The following is a 15,755-nucleotide window of genomic DNA, read 5'->3' on the forward strand; positions in this document are numbered from 1 at the left end:
ACACATCAAGGCATCCTGGGCATCGCGATCATGGCAACTAGACTCTCCCAACCCATGAAATGGGTCGTTCTCACCGCAATCACCGCCGTCTCCGTCTTCGGCATCCTGACCGTCGGCCCGACGCACGAGGTCGTCGCGCAAGACCGCTCGCCGATCGTCGACGTGCGCACCAGCGATCCCGAGATGAATGCGGCGATCGCGCGGGCCCGCGGCACGCTGCCGACCTTCTGGGCCTCCTATGAGGCGCAGAAGCCGTCCGAGACCGGACACGCCTTGAAGGTGCGTTTTTCGACCCGCAAGGGCGGCGAGCACATCTGGATCGGTGAGGTGAAGAAGCAGCCCGACGGGACCTTTGCCGGCCTGTTTGCCAACCAGCCCCGCGACCTGCCGGGCAAGCACGCCGGCGATAAAGTTTCGTTCGCAGAAGCCGACATCTCGGACTGGATGTTCATGCGCAACGGCAAGATCGTCGGCGGCGAAACCATCAAGCCGACGCTGAAGTCGCTGCCGAAGGCGGACGCGGATGCGCTGCGGGCGCGGATGGAGCAGCCGTAGGGCAGTTGCCGCCTTGCGCCCCGGCTGGTAAACGCCGCGCATGGCCGAGAAACCCAAAAAACCCCAGAAGCTGAAGGCGCGTCTGCCGCGCGGGCTCGAGGATCGCGATCCCGCCGCGATCCGGGCGACGCGCGAGATGGTCGAGAAGATCCGCGCCGTCTACGAGCTCTACGGCTTCGAGCCGGTGGAGACGCCGGCGATGGAATACACCGACGCGCTCGGCAAGTTCCTGCCCGACCAGGACCGTCCGAACGAGGGCGTGTTCTCGTTCCAGGACGACGACGAGCAGTGGATCAGCCTGCGCTACGATTTGACCGCGCCGCTCGCGCGCTATGTCGGCGAGCGCTACGGCACCGACGCTTTGGTCCTGCCCTACCGCAGCTACCGCGTCGGCTATGTCTTCCGCAACGAGAAGCCCGGCCCCGGCCGCTTCCGCCAGTTCATGCAGTTCGATGCCGACACGGTCGGCTCGGCGACGCCGGCGGCGGACGCCGAGATCTGCATGATGGCTGCGGACACGATGGAGGCGCTCGGCATTGCGCGCGGCCAGTATGTGGTGAAGGTGAACAACCGAAAGGTGCTCGACGGCGTGCTGGAAGCCATTGGGCTCGCGGGTGACGAGAACGCGGCGCGCCGGCTGACGGTGCTGCGTGCGATCGACAAGCTCGACAAGTTTTCCTCCGACGAAGTGCGCAAGCTGCTCGGTCCCGGACGCTGGGACGGCGGCGAAGAAAGCAAGGGCGACTTCACCAAGGGCGCCAATCTGAGCGAAGCCGAAGCCGACGTCGTTCTCGCCATCACCAAGCCGCGCGAGGATTGGAAAGAGGCCGTTGCCGCCGCAGAAACCTACCTCGCCAAGAGCCCGGTCGGTCAGGCCGGCGTGAGCGAACTGGAGGAGATTGCCAAGCTGGTTACGGCGTCGGGTTACGGTGCCGACCGCATCAAGATCGATCCCTCCGTCGTGCGCGGTCTCGAATATTACACCGGCCCGGTCTACGAGGTCGAACTGCTGCTCGAGACCAAGGACGAGAAGGGCCGCCCGGTGCGCTTCGGCTCGGTCGGCGGCGGCGGGCGCTATGACGGCCTCGTCTCGCGCTTCCGCGGCGAGCCGGTGCCGGCGACCGGTTTCTCGATCGGCGTGTCGCGCTTGCAGGCCGCGCTGACGCTGCTCGGCAAGCTCGACACCAAGCCGGACTTCGGTCCCGTCGTCGTCACCGTGTTCGACCGCGACCGCGTCGCCGACTACCAGAAGATGGTGGCAAGCTTGCGCACCGCCGGCATCCGTGCAGAGCTCTATCTCGGCAACCCCAAGAACATGGGCAACCAGCTCAAATATGCCGATCGCCGCAACTCACCGTGCGTGATCATCCAGGGCTCCGACGAGAAGGCGCGCGGCGAAGTGCAGATCAAGGATCTGATCGAAGGCGCCAAGGCGGCCGCCGCGATCGCGTCCAACCAGGAATGGCGCGAGAGCCGGCCGGCGCAGTTCTCGTGCAGCGAAGCCGATCTCGTCGCGAAAGTGCGCGAGGTCCTGGCCCGCCATGACGTAAAGTGGGGCTAGCCATTCCGAGAGGCCGTCATGCCCGGGCTTGTCGCGGCCATCCACGTCTTGTTTGATGGCGACCGTCAATGGCCGGCGTCCGGCCGCAAGGGAGAGAACAATGCCTGAGATCACCATCAGCATGGCCGAAGGCCGCACCGACGAGCAGAAGGCCGGCATGATGCGCGACATCACGCAGGCGCTGGTGAAGAATCTCGGCGTCGATGCCGATGCCGTCGTCATCCAGATCAACGAAGCCCCGCTCCGCCACAAGATGAAGGGCGGCAAGACCTTCGTGGAACGCGCGGCGGCAGCGAAGAAGTGACGCGTTAGCGTCATTCCGGGGGCGCGCGAAGCGCGAACCCGGAATCTCGTGCAGCAAACTTCTGGATTCCGGGTTCGGCGCTACGCGCCGCCCCGGAATGACGAGCGAGCACCATGGACGCACGCGACTTCATCACGATCGGCATGAGCGCCGAGCGCACGCTGGTGGTGCCGGCCGAGCGCACGGTCGGGCATTTCGTGCCCGGCATGCCTTTTGTTTATGCGACGCCGATGATGATCCTGGAGATGGAGATGACTTCGGGCGATGCGATCCGCGCCGCGCTGCAGCCGGGCTGGGTCACTGTCGGCACCGAGGTCGATATCCGCCATCTCGCCGCCGCGCTCGTCGGCGCGACGGTGCGGACCACCGCAAGGGTGATCGCGGTCGAGCGCCGCGTCATCCGCTTCGAGGTCGAAGCTTTCGAGGGCACGCGCAAGCTCGGCGAGGGCCGCCACGCGCGCGGGCTTGTGAATGTCGAGACGTTCAACAAGCGGCTGGGTAAGTAGGGTGGATTAGCGAAGCGTAATCCACCAACTCGTTTGACGATCGCTGAAACATGGTGGGTTACGCCTTCGGACTGCGCTTCGCGCAGCCGACGGCTAACCCACCCTACGAAGGTACGGCACCTGTTTACTTCGCCAATTCCTTCGATCGCTTGGTCGCGGCGGCAATGGCGCGGATCATGAGATCGCGCAGGCCGGGCTCGCCCATCAGGACGCCGAGCGCTGCGGCGGTGGTGCCGCCGGGCGAGGTGACGTTCTGGCGCAGCGTGCTCGAGGGCAGCTCCGACCGGTGCAGCAGCTCGCCGGATCCGGCGACGGTCTCGCGCGCAAGCTTCGTCGCGAGCGCTTCGGGCAGGCCGGCCTCGACGCCGGCGCGTGCCAGCTCCTCGGCGAGCAGGAACACATAGGCTGGCCCTGAGCCGGAGACGGCGGTCACCGCGTCCATCAGGCCTTCGTCCTCGACCCATTCGACCGAGCCGGTGGCGCGCAGCAGCGCGTCGGCCACCGCGCGCTGCGTGGTGCTGACGTTGTTGGCCGCGACGGCTACGGTGATGCCGCGGCCGATCGCGGCCGGCGTGTTCGGCATCGCGCGCACGACGGCGCCGCCGCAGACCTCCTGGAGCGAGGCGATCGTGGTTCCCGCCATGATCGAGACCACCGAGGTCCGGTCCGAGACGAACGCTTTCAATCGTGCGCCGGCCTCGCGGAACATCTGCGGCTTCACCGCAACGACCAATGTCTCGACGGGGCCGAGCGTCGTCGCGTCGGGATTGAGCGCGACACCCCTTGCGGCGAGCGCGGTGATCTCGGGCGAGAGATGCGGATCGATCACGGCGACGCGGCGCGGGTCGAGCCCGCCCGAGAGCCATCCGGTCAGCATCGCGCCGCCCATCTTGCCGGCGCCGGCGAGCAGGATGGTGCCGGTGATGTCTTGGAGGGGGTTGTTCGCCATTGCTGTGCCACACACTCGGTGTCGTCCCCGCGAATGCGGGGATCCATAACCACAGGCGGTTCTAGTAGATGAAGATGGTGGCAACAAGCGTTGTGCCACAACGGGCATCACGCGGTATGGGTCCCGGATCTTCGCTTCGCTCGTCCGGGACGACGCTGGAGAGAGGCGATCCCCTACGCCTCTCCGACCGTATCGAACATCGCTGCGTCCATGGCCTCGGTCGTGGTCTTGCCCGCCCACACCACGAACTGGAACGCCGGGAAATAGCGCTCGCAGGCGTGGATAGCGCCGGCGAGCATGGCCTCGCATTGCGCGGTCGAGGCGGTCAGCCCGCCCGGCAGCACCAGGGCCTGGCGGTGCATCACCATGCCGGTGTTGGTCCACAAATCGAAATGACCGACCCACAGCTGCTCGTTGACGGCAGCGACGAGCCGCTGCACCTCGCCGCGGCGCGCGAGCGGAATCTTCATGTCGAAGGCGCAGGCCAGATGCAGCGCCTCGATCTCGCCCATCCAGGTGAAGGAGAGCTGGTAGTCGGTCCATTGTCCCTTTGAGACAATCGTGAGTTCGTCTTCGCCGGAGCGTTCGAACGGCCAGTTGTTGCTGGCAGCGATATCCTCGACCACCGCGAGCGGATGGCTTCTGGAATCGATAGTGCCTTCGAGCAGGGACATGCCGTCTCGACCTCTTGCCTTCTTGTTGTCTTTGATACGCACGCGGTCGGCCCAGCACGCTCCCTCAACGTCGCTGTTGCGATCCCCTCGGGGTCACTGTTGCGATCCCCTCGGATCAGCGCGGGCCTGTCGCGGATCAAGTGATGTGATTTGCGGAATCTGCGCAACCGGGTCCCGAGTCCGTCCACAAGCCAGGACTCGTTCGTCCACAGCTCATCTCCGCCACAATTCTTAACGTCGGAAGTCCCGGATCCCGATGGAGGAGAACAAACCGGAATCGGATTCGGCGGAGGGCGCCAATCGTTAATTCCGTCCCGCGAGGCCCGGGCCGCCGCGCCGGCATGGGACCATGCGATTTGCCCATGCGGAACACGCTTGCCGCGCCGGCGCGCCGGCGGCATATTTCCGCCCAGGCCGTTCATCCCGAGCGGCCGATGTTCTCAGGGCGGGGTGAAAGTCCCCACCGGCGGTAAGGGCCGAAAGGCCCAAGCCCGCGAGCGCCTTGCCTAAGGGGTATCCCGAAGGGAAGGGTCAGCAGATTCGGTGCAACTCCGAAGCCGACGGTTAAAGTCCGGATGAAAGAGAACGGTCGGTGGCAGACGCATCGCGAGGTGCGGCTGTTTGTCGTTCCGTGTGCCCTGATTCTGGTCCTTAAACCGAGGAAAGCCATGAATCAGATGCTGCAAGATCCCCAATTCGAAGCTCCCCAAGCCGAAACTCTTCAAGCCGAAACTGAAATCCATCAACCGCCGGTTCCGCAAGGACCCGCGACCGAGCATCCACGCTTCGCCAAACCGCAGCGGGTGGCCTTCGTGCAGGCCTGCTGGCACCGCGACGTGGTCGCGGAGGCCCGTATCGCCTTCATGAGGGAGGCCGCGGCGCGGCACCTCACGCATGTCGACGTGTTCGAGGTGCCGGGCTCGTTCGAGATCCCGCTGCATGCGCAGGTTCTCGCCAAGACGCGTCGTTACACCGCGATCGTCGCCGCCGGCCTCGTCGTCGATGGCGGCATCTATCGCCACGAATTCGTCGCCGACACCGTGATCAAGGCCTTGATGGACGTGCAGCTCCGCACCGAGGTGCCGGTGTTCTCAGCGGTGCTGACGCCACAGCAATTCCACGAGACCGAGGTGCACTACGATTTCTTCCGTAGGCACTTTGCCATCAAGGGTGTCGAGGTCGCCGCCGCCTGTGCGGAGACCCTGCTCGGCCTGGAACGTCTGCGCGGCCAGGTCGCGGCGGGCATCGTGGGGTAGGATGTCTCTCCCTCTCCCCGCAAGCGGGGAGAGGCGAAGAAGATCAGTCGTAGGGTGGGCAAAGCGCAAGCGTGCCCACCTTCTCTCGCAAAAGAAAAAAGGTGGGCACGGCGCGTCGCGCCTTTGCCCACCCTACGAGACCAGCAAAAGAAAAATCAGTCGAACAGGCTCGACACCGACTCTTCGGCCGCCGTGCGCGCGATCGCGTCCGAGATCAGGCTGCCGATCGGCAGCGTGCGGATGTTCGGCGCCTTGGTCACTGCCTCCGTCGGCAGGATCGAGTCGGTGATTACCAGCTCCTTCAGCTTGGAGCCGGAGATGCGGGCGGCCGCGCCGCCGGAGAGCACGCCATGGGTGATGTAGGCGTAGACGTCCTTGGCGCCCTTGGCGATCAGCGCGTCGGCCGCATTCACCAGCGTGCCGCCGGAATCGACGATGTCGTCGACGAGGATACAGGTGTAGCCGGCGACGTCACCGATCACGTTCATGACCTCGGATTCACCCGGGCGCTCGCGGCGCTTGTCGACGATCGCGAGCGGGGTGTTGATGCGCTTGGCAAGGCCGCGCGCGCGGGCCACGCCGCCGACGTCGGGCGAGATCACCATCACCTTGGAGAGGTCGAACTTGTCCTTGATGTCGCGCACCATCAGCGGCGCGGCGTAGAGATTGTCGGTCGGAATGTCGAAGAAGCCCTGGATCTGGCCGGCATGCAGGTCGAGGGTCATGACGCGGTCGACACCGGCCTGCGTGATCAGATTGGCGACGAGCTTGGCCGAGATCGGCGTGCGCGAGCCCGATTTGCGGTCCTGCCGGGCATAGCCGAAATAGGGCAGCACCGCGGTGATGCGGCGCGCCGAGGAGCGGCGCAGCGCGTCGGTGATGATCAGGAGCTCCATCAGATGGTCGTTCGCGGGAAACGAGGTCGACTGGATGACGAAGGCATCCGAGCCGCGGACGTTCTCCTGAATCTCGACGAAGATCTCCATGTCGGCGAAGCGCCGCACCACCGCCTTGGTCAGCGGCAGGTCGAGGCCTTGCGCGATCGCCTGCGCGAGGGCCGGATTGGAGTTGCCGGCGACGAGCTTGATGGAGCCGTTTTTGGCCGACATAGACGCTTCCTCCCGCGCTTTGCTGGATACGACGTTCAACATCTCAGATCCCACTGGAAGCACGGTTACGACGGGCGAGGAAATATCAGGCGGGAGGCTGCAATGGCAACCCGGAAGGCTACGTTTTCCCTTCGAAAATCCTGAGTCGGGCCAACGGTTTGGCCGCAACTTGAGGCCGTGGTTTAGCGGGGGTTATTGCTCGGCATAGCCGAGCGCCGAGGCCGGCATCTCCGGCGCGGGCGGGACCGGAGCGACGCTCGCCACCGCCGGACCCCGCAGGCCCGGAGCCGTGCTCGGCGCATCCGGCGTGCCGTTGATCATGTTGGAAAGTCCGCCGAATCCGGCCTGGGCGATCTTCCGCAGCACCAGATCGTCGGCAGCCGCCCACGCGTCGCGACCGGCCTTGGCCGAGGTCGGTTCCTCGCCGGACAGGCGCAGCGCGCGCTGCTGGTTGGCGTCGTAGACGTCCCAGACCCAGGCGATCACGGTCTTGCCGCGGACGATCTGGGCGGAGAGGTAGCTGCGCACGCGGTAGGCGGCCGAGCCCTCGCGGGAGACCACGGACAGGCTGCGCAGCTTGGATTCGCTGTCGAGCACGCCGACCATGCGGTCGAACACCTGCGGCGGCGGGCCGTCGATCGATTCGAAGGCGACCGTCGCGCCCGAGCCGGTGCTCGGCGCCATCGCATAGGAATTGGCGGCGCTGCCACCACCGCCGGCGCAGCCGCCAAGCGCGGTCGCAGCCGCCAGCAGCATGACCGCCAGCACGCGCGAACCCGCGCGGCCCAGGATGAATGACGCGTCCCTCATTATGGAGGGCAGCGATATCGTTAAAATCGGTTAAGGTCTAGGGCGGCGGCGACACAAGCTGCCGTCATTCCGGGGCGCGCCACCTGGCGCGAGCCCGGACTCCATTTCTCCCCGTATATTGCTGCACGATGGATTCCGGGTTCTCGCTTCGCGCGCCCCGGAATGACGGGATGTTGCCCTTGTGTTCACGCTTCGAGCGCAATCGCGTGGACGTGGCGGCCGTAATCCGGCTCCTTGCGATGCACCGAGCGGCGATAGCTGAAGAAGCGCTCGTCGGCATAGGTGTCGAGACCGAGATCGTCGATCATCAGGATGCCGGCGGCCTCGAGCCGCTGGCGGATGAAGCCGGCGAGATCGAACATCGCATGTCCCTCGCGCACCGACGGGATGAAGAACATTGCATTGTCCGCATCGGCCTCGATGAAGCGCGCCACGAACTCGTTGCCGACCTCGTAGCTGTCCTGGCGGATCAGCGGCCCGATCGCGGCGATGATGCCGCCGCGGCTGGCGCCGAGATCCTCCATCGCCGAAATCGTCGCCTCCAGCACGCCGGTGAGCGCGCCTTTCCAGCCGGCATGTGCGCCGCCGATCACGCGTGCATGGGGATCGACGAACAGCACCGGTCCGCAATCGGCGGTGGAGACGCCGAGCGCAATGCCGGGCGTTTTCGTCACCAGCGCATCGCCCTTCGGCCGCGGCCCGCTCGGCCATGGTGTCTCGGCAACCAGCACGTCGGGCGAGTGGATCTGGTGCAGGCTGAGAAAACGGTCCGCGGCGACACCGACATGCTCGGCCATGCGGCGGCGGTTTTCCGCAACGAGGCCCTGATCGTCGTTGGAGCCGAGCCCGCCGTTCAGCGCGGAATAGATGCCGCCGGAGACGCCGCCTTCACGCGTGAAGAAGGCGTGGCGCAGGCCGGGCACCGCTGCCAGCAGGGAGGAGGTAAGCGTCATCAATTGCCTCCGGCCTGTTCGAGATCGCTGAGGCCGGCAATGCCCGTCAGCCGCGGCTCGGAGATGCCGAGCACCTTGAACATCGAGCCCATGCCGCCGCGCCCGGTGTCCGTCAGCCGCTTGAGCGCGATCGAAATGTCGGTGGCCACTTCCGGCGTGGCCTTCTGCATCAAAGCGGCGGCCCTGGTATCGATGCCGATGCGCTTGAGGAAGTCGCCTTGCGCCACCGGCCCGTGCACGCGCGCGCCGACATCCTCGGCCGCGCGCGCCAGCGCCTGGAAGTCGACATGGGCGGTGACGTCGGCCTGGCCCGGCGCCTTCAGGGGATCGGCGAAGGTGTGGCGGGCAATCGCCTGGAACGTGTCGCCGGCATCGCTGCGCAAGTGGCCGTAGTCGATGATCAGGGCCGCGCCGTCCTGGTCGCGCACGCGGGTGGCGAGCTTCATGATCTCGCCATCGGGCCGCCATTCGAACACGGCGCCGACCGGCGCGGCGCGCACCAGGGGCGGCAGCAGCACCTCGAAGCGCGGGGTCGGCTCCGGCGCCGCGCCGAACTGAAGCCTGCCGTTGCCGTCGAGCTCGATCACGCGCTCGTGCCAGCCGTTCTCGAGGCGGACCATCTGGTGGATCGGCAGCACGTCGAAATATTCATTGGCGAGGATGATGCTCGGCCCGTCCGGCACGTCGTCGATGCTGTCGTGCCAGGAGATGTTGCGCACGGCGGACAGCGTCGCGCCCTGCCGCTCGCGCAGGACCGGATTGACCTCGACCATGTGGACATGGAGCGCCTGGTAGAGCGGCGGCAGCACGCGGAGTGCTCGCAGGGCGTCCGCCATCATGGTGCCGCGGCCCGGTCCGAGCTCGATCAGCCGCAAGAATTGCGGCGAGCCCATCTGCTTCCACACCGAGGCGGTCCACAGGCCGAGAAGCTCGCCGAACATCTGGCTGACCTCGGGCGCGGTGGTGAAATCGCCCTCACGCCCGAGCGGATCGCGCGAGACGTAATAGCCATAGCGCGGATGCATCAGGCACAGTTCCATGTAGCGCCAGACCGGCATGGGGCCTGAGGATTTGATCAGCGCCTTGATCTCGTCGAGTAGCGGCTGGTCGGTCACGGCGTACTTTCTCGAAATGAATTAACGAATGGCCTCAACGGGCTGCGGCGCACCGCGCCTGACTGCCAATACAATAAGTACGAGGCCGACGATAAGCATCGGGATCGACAGCAGCATGCCCATGGTTAATCCGCCCCAGAGGAAACCAAGCTGTGCGTCCGGTTCGCGGAAATGCTCGCCGGCGATGCGTGTGAGGCCATAGATCAGGATGAAGGCGCCGAGGATCATGCCGGGCCGCTTCAAGGCACCGGAGCGGATCATGATCGCAAGCACGGTGAACAGCAGGATGCCTTCCATGCCGGCCTGGTAGAGCTGGCTCGGATGGCGCGGCAGCTGCGTCGGATCGTTGGGGAAGATGATCGCCCAGGGCAGGCTCGCGTCGGTGGCGCGCCCCCACAATTCGCCGTTGATGAAGTTGGCGATCCGCCCGAGCAGCAGCCCGACCGGGGCGACGGCGGTGGTGATGTCGCCGAGCGACAGGATCGAGATGCCGTTGCGATAGGCAAACCCCATCACCGCGACGACGCAGCCGAGGAAGCCGCCGTGGAACGACATGCCGCCCTCCCATAGCCTGAAGATCGCGGCGGGATGATCGACGAAGAAGGGCAGGTTGTAGAACAGCACGTAGCCGGTGCGGCCGCCGAGGATGATGCCGAGCGTCACCCACAGGATGAAGTCGTCGACCTGGAGCAGCGAGATCGGCGCCGGGCCGCCCCACAGCCGGTCGTTCTTCAGCAGCGAGCGCGCATAGAGCCAGCCGAACACGATGCCGCAGATATAGGCCAGCGCATACCAGCGGATCGCGAACGGACCGATCTCGAGCGCGATCGGCTTGAAGGCGGGGAAGTCGATCAGAAGAAGCTGCATCGCGCCTTCTATGTCCAAGCGAAATCGCGGCGGTCGGCGCCCGCAGACGCCCTGTGATTATTCTTATGCAGGGACGTCGAGTACGATTGCAAGGACACCGGGGCATGACAAGGATACCACCCCGCGGCCCTTGAACCGCTCCCCTCGGATTGCCATTGTGTTTCGGAGAGTTCGCGCAAGTTTATCGGAGGCCCGCCATGACCCAGACCAACAACCGGTTTTTCGACGAGATCGGCCGCCTGATGAACGACGCCGCCGGGGCCGCCCAGGGCGTCAAACGCGAGTTCGATACGGTGATGCGGACCCAGGCGGAAAAATTCCTGCGCGACATGGATCTGGTCAAGCGCGAGGAGTTCGAGGCGGTCAAGGACATGGCGCGCCTGGCGCGCGAGGAGAACGAAGCGCTGAAAGCGCGCATCGCGGCGCTGGAGGCCAAGCTCGGCGGGTAGGGTACTCTTACCCTCCCCTGGAGGGGGAGGGTCGATCGCGCGTAGCGCGAGCGGGGTGGGGTGACGGTCTCTCCGCGTTGAACAGTGCCTCGTGGGGAGAGATCACCCCACCCCGTCTCACATTTCGCTGCGCTCAATGTGAGCCGACCCTCCCCCTCCAGGGGAGGGTAAGAACCCGCTCCCCCCAGCCCATTCTCCTTGTCATTTCCGCATCTTCCAGCTAAAAGCCCGCCAAGTTCGTAGCCCCCGCACCCCTGGAGGCTTGCTGCGAGCTATGCCATGGGCCGCGCTGCGGCCCATTAACTTTTGCAAAAACAAGGACTTAACGACATGGCGACGACCGTCAAGGAATTGAAGGCGACCGCACGTCCGAAGAGCGGCAAGGGGGCCGCCCGGGCTGAGCGTCGCGCCGGGCGCGTGCCCGGAGTGATCTATGGCAACAACCAGCCCCCGGTGACGATCTCGATCGAAGATCGCGAACTGCGCCAGCGCATCCTCGCCGGCCGGTTCCTGACCACGCTGGTGGACATCGATCTCGAGGGCAAGAAGCACCGCGTGATTCCGCGCGACTATCACCTCGATCCGGTCAAGGACTTCCCGATCCATGTCGACTTCATGCGGCTCGGCGAAGGCGCCACCATCCGCATCAGCGTGCCCTTGCACGTCGTGAAGGCTGAAACCTCCCCGGGCGTGAAGCGCGGCGGCACTGTCAACATCGTCGCTCACGCGATCGAGCTCGAATGCGGCGTCGAGAGCATTCCGCAGTACATCGAGGCCGATGTCGGCTCGCTCGAAATCGGTCACTCGCTGCATCTGTCCGACGTCAAGCTGCCGGCCGGCGTGAAGGCGCTGACCCGCGAGGACGCGACCCTCGTCACCATCGTGCCGCCGTCCGGCTACGCCGAAGAGCAGAAGGCCGCGGCTGCGGCTGCAGCTCCTGGCGCTGCTGCGGCAGCTCCGGCCGCTGGCGCTGCGGCTCCGGCTGCGGGCGCTGCTGCGCCTGCCGCGGCTGCCAAGGCTCCCGCCGGCGGCGACAAGAAGAAGTAATCTCTCGAAAGAGCTGGCGCGGGATCCCTGATCGCGCGCCAGCTGAGGGGCGCGCCGCGTCATGCGACTCTTTGTTGGGCTCGGCAATCCCGGCGCGAAATACGCACGTAACCGGCACAATATCGGCTTCATGGCCGTCGACGAGATCGCGCGGCGTCATGGTTTTGCGCCCTGGCGCCGCAGGTTTCAGGGCGAGACTTCGGAAGGCACGCTCGGACCTGAGCGCGTGATCCTGCTCAAGCCGACGACCTACATGAACGAATCCGGCCGCAGCGTTCAGGAGGCGGCGAGCTTCTTCAAGATCGCGCCCGGCGACGTCACGGTCTTTCATGATGAACTCGAACTGCCGCCGGGCAAGGTGCGGGTGAAGATCGGCGGCGGCATCGCCGGACACAACGGCCTGCGGTCGATCTCGGCGCATATCGGCAACGACTATCGCCGCGTGCGCCTCGGCATCGGTCATCCCGGCGTCAAGGAACTGGTGCACGCCCACGTGCTGTCGGACTTCGCCAAGGCCGACAACGACTGGGTGGCGACGCTGTGCGAGGCGGTGGCCGAGCACGCAGGCCTGGTGGCCAAGGGCACGGACGCGACCTTCGCCAACAGGGTGCATCTCGCCATGCAGGCGAAGGGATTTTTGACCAAGGACGAGAACGGCGAGAAATCGAACTGATCTCTCTCCGTCATGGCCGGGCTTGACCCGGCCATCCACGCCTTTCTTTCTCCGCGGAGCGAAGGACGTGGATGCCCGGCACAAGGCCGGGCATGACGACTTCAACGAACGCACGCGCTCGCGGCGCGAAGACTGGAAGAGGCCATGGGATTCAAATGCGGGATCGTCGGATTGCCCAATGTCGGCAAGTCGACCTTGTTCAATGCGCTGACCGAGACGGCCGCGGCGCAGGCCGCGAACTATCCGTTCTGCACCATCGAGCCGAATGTCGGCGAGGTCGCCGTGCCGGATCCGCGGCTGGAGAAGCTCGCCGCCATCGCCAAGTCCGGCCAGATCATCCCGACCCGGCTGACCTTCGTCGACATCGCGGGCCTCGTCCGCGGCGCCTCCAAGGGCGAAGGCCTCGGCAATCAGTTCCTCGCCAACATCCGCGAGGTCGATGCCATCGCGCATGTGGTGCGCTGCTTTGAAGATTCCGACATCACCCATGTCGAGGGCAAGATCGCCCCGCTCGCCGACATCGAGACCATCGAGACCGAGCTGATGCTCGCCGATCTCGACAGCCTCGAGAAGCGCGTCGACAACCTCACCAAGAAGGCCAAGGGCAACGACAAGGACGCCAAGGAGCAGCTCGACCTCGTCAACCGCACCCTGGTGCTGCTGCGCGAGGGCAAGCCCGCGCGCCTCGTCGAGCGCAAGGCGGAGGAGGAGCGTGCCTTCTCCATGCTCGGCCTGCTGTCCTCCAAGCCCGTGCTCTATGTCTGCAACGTCGAGGAAGGCTCGGCCGCGACCGGCAATGCGTTCTCCAAGGCCGTGGAGGAGCAGGCCGCCAAGGAGGGCGCTGTCGCCGTCGTCATCTCGGCAAAAATCGAATCCGAGATCGCCACCATCTCGCGTGAAGAGCGCGCCGACTTCCTGGAGACGCTGGGCCTGGACGAAGCCGGCCTCGATCGCCTGATCCGCGCCGGCTACAAGCTGCTCGACCTCATCACCTATTTCACCGTCGGCCCGAAGGAAGCCCGCGCCTGGACCATCCATCGCGGCACCAAGGCGCCCGCGGCGGCCGGCGTGATCCACACCGATTTCGAGAAGGGTTTTATTCGCGCCGAGACGATTGCGTATGAGGACTACGTCGCGCTGGGCGGCGAAGCCGGCGCGCGCGATGCCGGCAAGCTCCGCCTCGAAGGCAAGGAATACGTCGTCGCCGACGGCGACGTGATGCATTTCAGGTTTAATACGTAAGACTTGTCATTCCGGGATGGTCCGAACGACCAGACCCGGAATCTCGAGATTCCGGGTTCGCGCTTCGCGCGCCCCGGAATGACGGCGCTACCGCATCCCGCCGCCCTGGTCGCGGATTGCGCCGAGATGTTCGTTGATGCGGAAGACGATCAGGATCAGCTCCGCGAGGATGCGCGAGAAGACGATTCCGACGACGACGCTCGCGATCGACGACAGCAGCACCAGGAAGCCGCCGAACGGGCTGATCGCCATCGCGGCGAGGCCGGAGAAGATGCCGGAGAGACCGAACAGGCAGATCAGCGCGATCACCAGCCAATAGAAGGTCTTGATGATCGTAGGCGTGATGAAGCGGTCCCACTGAAACAGGTCGCTGAATGAAAACATTGCTCTCCCCAGGGCATTGGGCCTTGGTAAATGGATCCCGGTCCTCGGTCGATCCGACTCAGATCAACGCCGCCACCCGGTATGTAGCACGAGCCATGCGGGCCGGCGGGTTGAGATTGCCGCAAAGTGCGGCCACAATCTGTCATTCCCGCGAAGCTTTCCCAAGATGACCCTGACCTTCGAAGATTTCCCGCCCGGCCGGTTCGGCACGTTCGGCCCGCGCCACGTCACCCGCGACGAGATTTTGGCCTTTGCCGCCGAGTTCGATCCACAGCCGATGCACCTGGACGAGGAGGCTGCCAGCAAAAGCATGCTGCGTGGCCTGTCCGGCTCGGGCTGGCACCTCTGCTCGCTGATGATGCGGATGATGGCCGACGGCTTCATCACCCGCGCCGCATCGCTGGGATCGCCCGGCGTCGACGAGGTGCGTTGGCTCTCGCCGCTGCGGCCCGGCGACGACCTCACGCTCGACGTCGATGTGATGGAGGCGCGCAGCTCGAAGAGCCGGCCCGAGCTCGGCATCGTCAAGTTCAAATGCACCGCGCGCAACGCCAAGGGTGAGGCGCTCGCCGAAATGACGTCGCCGATCCTGATCAAGCGGCGCGAGGGAGCGGCCTGATGCGGTTCTTCGACGACATCGAGATCGGCCAGCGCCGCGAGATCGGCACCTATACGTTCACGGCTGAGGCCATCAAGACATTCGCCGCCAAGTTCGATCCGCAGCGTTTTCATCTCGACGAGGAGGAGGGCAAGAACTCGCTGTTCGGCGGGCTCGCCGCGTCGGGCTGGCATGTCGGCTCGGCCTGCATGAGCCTGCTTGTCGCCGACGGCCAGCGTCTGGCGCGCGAGGCCGCTTCGCGCGGCGAGGAGGTCGCGGTGTGGGGCCCGTCGCCGGGCTTTCGCGACCTGCGCTGGATCAGGCCGGTGCTCGCCGGCGATACCGTCGCGTACGTCAACGTCGTCACCGACAAGCGCATCTCGGCCTCGCGCCCCGGCTGGGGCATCCTGACCGCCCGCACCACCGGCACCAACCAGCGCGGCGAAGACGTCTATTCCATCACCGCTTCAGCCTTCGTGCCGAGGCGTGCGAACAGCGGTTAGACGGGATAGATCGAGCTGGTTTCTTCACCTCTCCCCGCTTGCGGGGAGAGGTCGAATTCGATCGCAGATCGAATTCGGGTGAGGGGGACAGTCTCGTCCCGTACGCTGAGAGAGGCCCCTCACCCCAACCCTCTCCCCGTAAGAACGGGGAGAGGGAGAGGAGAAACCGAGCGAGTGTTGCCCGCGCGCTATGGACGCGA

19 protein-coding genes and 1 riboswitch are annotated in these 15,755 nt (G+C 65.7%); of the genes, 11 read left to right on the plus strand and 8 right to left on the minus strand.

What is annotated here, in order from left to right:
* The first annotated feature begins 30 nt into the window (after nt 1-30).
* From D6B98_RS22280 to D6B98_RS22295, 4 genes are all read left to right on the plus strand, one after another.
* Nucleotides 31-555 (plus strand): YegJ family protein, encoded by a 525-nt coding sequence (locus tag D6B98_RS22280; protein WP_126259066.1) that lies wholly within the window; start codon nt 31-33, stop codon nt 553-555.
* A gap of 40 nt (nt 556-595) precedes the next feature.
* Nucleotides 596-2,116, plus strand: a complete 1,521-nt coding sequence (hisS, locus tag D6B98_RS22285; RefSeq protein WP_126259067.1) for a histidine--tRNA ligase — start codon at nt 596-598, stop codon at nt 2,114-2,116.
* Nucleotides 2,117-2,171: 55 nt separating this feature from the next.
* Entirely contained in the window at nt 2,172-2,420 is a 249-nt protein-coding gene (locus tag D6B98_RS22290; RefSeq protein ID WP_257176504.1) for a tautomerase family protein, read from the plus strand.
* Nucleotides 2,421-2,533: 113 nt separating this feature from the next.
* The gene (locus tag D6B98_RS22295) at nt 2,534-2,926 is read left to right on the plus strand and encodes a thioesterase family protein (protein WP_126259068.1); all 393 of its coding nucleotides are present in this window, start codon (nt 2,534-2,536) and stop codon (nt 2,924-2,926) included.
* A gap of 124 nt (nt 2,927-3,050) precedes the next feature.
* Here D6B98_RS22295 and proC read toward each other — a convergent pair whose 3' ends face one another.
* Together proC and D6B98_RS22305 are read right to left on the minus strand one after the other, a co-directional pair.
* Nucleotides 3,051-3,875: a pyrroline-5-carboxylate reductase gene (gene proC / locus D6B98_RS22300; RefSeq protein ID WP_126259069.1), complete on the minus strand. Its 825-nt coding sequence runs from the start codon at nt 3,873-3,875 to the stop codon at nt 3,051-3,053.
* 173 nt (nt 3,876-4,048) lie between these two features.
* The gene (locus tag D6B98_RS22305; protein ID WP_028134393.1) at nt 4,049-4,549 is read right to left on the minus strand and encodes a type III secretion system chaperone family protein; all 501 of its coding nucleotides are present in this window, start codon (nt 4,547-4,549) and stop codon (nt 4,049-4,051) included.
* 432 nt (nt 4,550-4,981) lie between these two features.
* A riboswitch (FMN riboswitch) is annotated at nt 4,982-5,140 on the plus strand.
* A gap of 77 nt (nt 5,141-5,217) precedes the next feature.
* Between D6B98_RS22305 and D6B98_RS22310 the strand changes: the two genes are divergently transcribed.
* The gene (locus tag D6B98_RS22310) at nt 5,218-5,805 is read left to right on the plus strand and encodes a 6,7-dimethyl-8-ribityllumazine synthase (protein WP_126259070.1); all 588 of its coding nucleotides are present in this window, start codon (nt 5,218-5,220) and stop codon (nt 5,803-5,805) included.
* Nucleotides 5,806-5,960: 155 nt separating this feature from the next.
* On the opposite strand, the gene D6B98_RS22315 is transcribed toward D6B98_RS22310, so the two are convergent.
* From D6B98_RS22315 to lgt, 5 genes are all read right to left on the minus strand, one after another.
* Nucleotides 5,961-6,914 carry a ribose-phosphate pyrophosphokinase gene (locus D6B98_RS22315; protein ID WP_164718785.1) on the minus strand — a complete coding sequence of 318 codons (954 nt, stop codon included), beginning with the start codon at nt 6,912-6,914 and terminating at the stop codon, nt 5,961-5,963.
* A gap of 192 nt (nt 6,915-7,106) precedes the next feature.
* Complete coding sequence (locus D6B98_RS22320) at nt 7,107-7,724, minus strand: hypothetical protein (protein WP_126259072.1); 618 nt, start codon at nt 7,722-7,724, stop codon at nt 7,107-7,109.
* Between the two features lie 185 nt (nt 7,725-7,909).
* The gene (gene pgeF / locus D6B98_RS22325) at nt 7,910-8,677 is read right to left on the minus strand and encodes a peptidoglycan editing factor PgeF (RefSeq protein ID WP_126259073.1); all 768 of its coding nucleotides are present in this window, start codon (nt 8,675-8,677) and stop codon (nt 7,910-7,912) included.
* Entirely contained in the window at nt 8,677-9,792 is a 1,116-nt protein-coding gene (locus D6B98_RS22330) for a class I SAM-dependent methyltransferase (RefSeq protein WP_126259074.1), read from the minus strand. Before D6B98_RS22330 ends, pgeF begins: the two co-directional genes overlap by 1 nt.
* Nucleotides 9,793-9,813: 21 nt before the next feature.
* Nucleotides 9,814-10,659: a prolipoprotein diacylglyceryl transferase gene (gene lgt / locus D6B98_RS22335; protein ID WP_126259075.1), complete on the minus strand. Its 846-nt coding sequence runs from the start codon at nt 10,657-10,659 to the stop codon at nt 9,814-9,816.
* Nucleotides 10,660-10,856: 197 nt separating this feature from the next.
* On the opposite strand from lgt, the gene D6B98_RS22340 reads away from it, so the two are divergent.
* From D6B98_RS22340 to ychF, 4 genes are all read left to right on the plus strand, one after another.
* The gene (locus D6B98_RS22340) at nt 10,857-11,108 is read left to right on the plus strand and encodes an accessory factor UbiK family protein (RefSeq protein ID WP_007596812.1); all 252 of its coding nucleotides are present in this window, start codon (nt 10,857-10,859) and stop codon (nt 11,106-11,108) included.
* Nucleotides 11,109-11,438: 330 nt separating this feature from the next.
* Complete coding sequence (locus D6B98_RS22345; protein ID WP_126259076.1) at nt 11,439-12,155, plus strand: 50S ribosomal protein L25/general stress protein Ctc; 717 nt, start codon at nt 11,439-11,441, stop codon at nt 12,153-12,155.
* A gap of 61 nt (nt 12,156-12,216) precedes the next feature.
* The gene (gene pth, locus D6B98_RS22350) at nt 12,217-12,828 is read left to right on the plus strand and encodes an aminoacyl-tRNA hydrolase (protein WP_126259077.1); all 612 of its coding nucleotides are present in this window, start codon (nt 12,217-12,219) and stop codon (nt 12,826-12,828) included.
* 144 nt (nt 12,829-12,972) lie between these two features.
* Nucleotides 12,973-14,070 (plus strand): redox-regulated ATPase YchF, encoded by a 1,098-nt coding sequence (gene ychF / locus D6B98_RS22355; RefSeq protein WP_126259078.1) that lies wholly within the window; start codon nt 12,973-12,975, stop codon nt 14,068-14,070.
* Nucleotides 14,071-14,157: 87 nt separating this feature from the next.
* On the opposite strand, the gene D6B98_RS22360 is transcribed toward ychF, so the two are convergent.
* The gene (locus tag D6B98_RS22360) at nt 14,158-14,454 is read right to left on the minus strand and encodes a DUF4282 domain-containing protein (protein ID WP_126259079.1); all 297 of its coding nucleotides are present in this window, start codon (nt 14,452-14,454) and stop codon (nt 14,158-14,160) included.
* Nucleotides 14,455-14,620: 166 nt separating this feature from the next.
* On the opposite strand from D6B98_RS22360, the gene D6B98_RS22365 reads away from it, so the two are divergent.
* Together D6B98_RS22365 and D6B98_RS22370 are read left to right on the plus strand one after the other, a co-directional pair.
* Nucleotides 14,621-15,073 (plus strand): MaoC family dehydratase, encoded by a 453-nt coding sequence (locus D6B98_RS22365; RefSeq protein WP_126259080.1) that lies wholly within the window; start codon nt 14,621-14,623, stop codon nt 15,071-15,073.
* Nucleotides 15,073-15,555, plus strand: a complete 483-nt coding sequence (locus tag D6B98_RS22370; protein WP_126259081.1) for a MaoC family dehydratase — start codon at nt 15,073-15,075, stop codon at nt 15,553-15,555. Before D6B98_RS22365 ends, D6B98_RS22370 begins: the two co-directional genes overlap by 1 nt.
* Nucleotides 15,556-15,755 lie beyond the last annotated feature (200 nt).

The sequence above is a fragment of the Bradyrhizobium sp. LVM 105 genome (assembly GCF_003957705.1).
GTDB lineage: Bacteria > Pseudomonadota > Alphaproteobacteria > Rhizobiales > Xanthobacteraceae > Bradyrhizobium > Bradyrhizobium frederickii.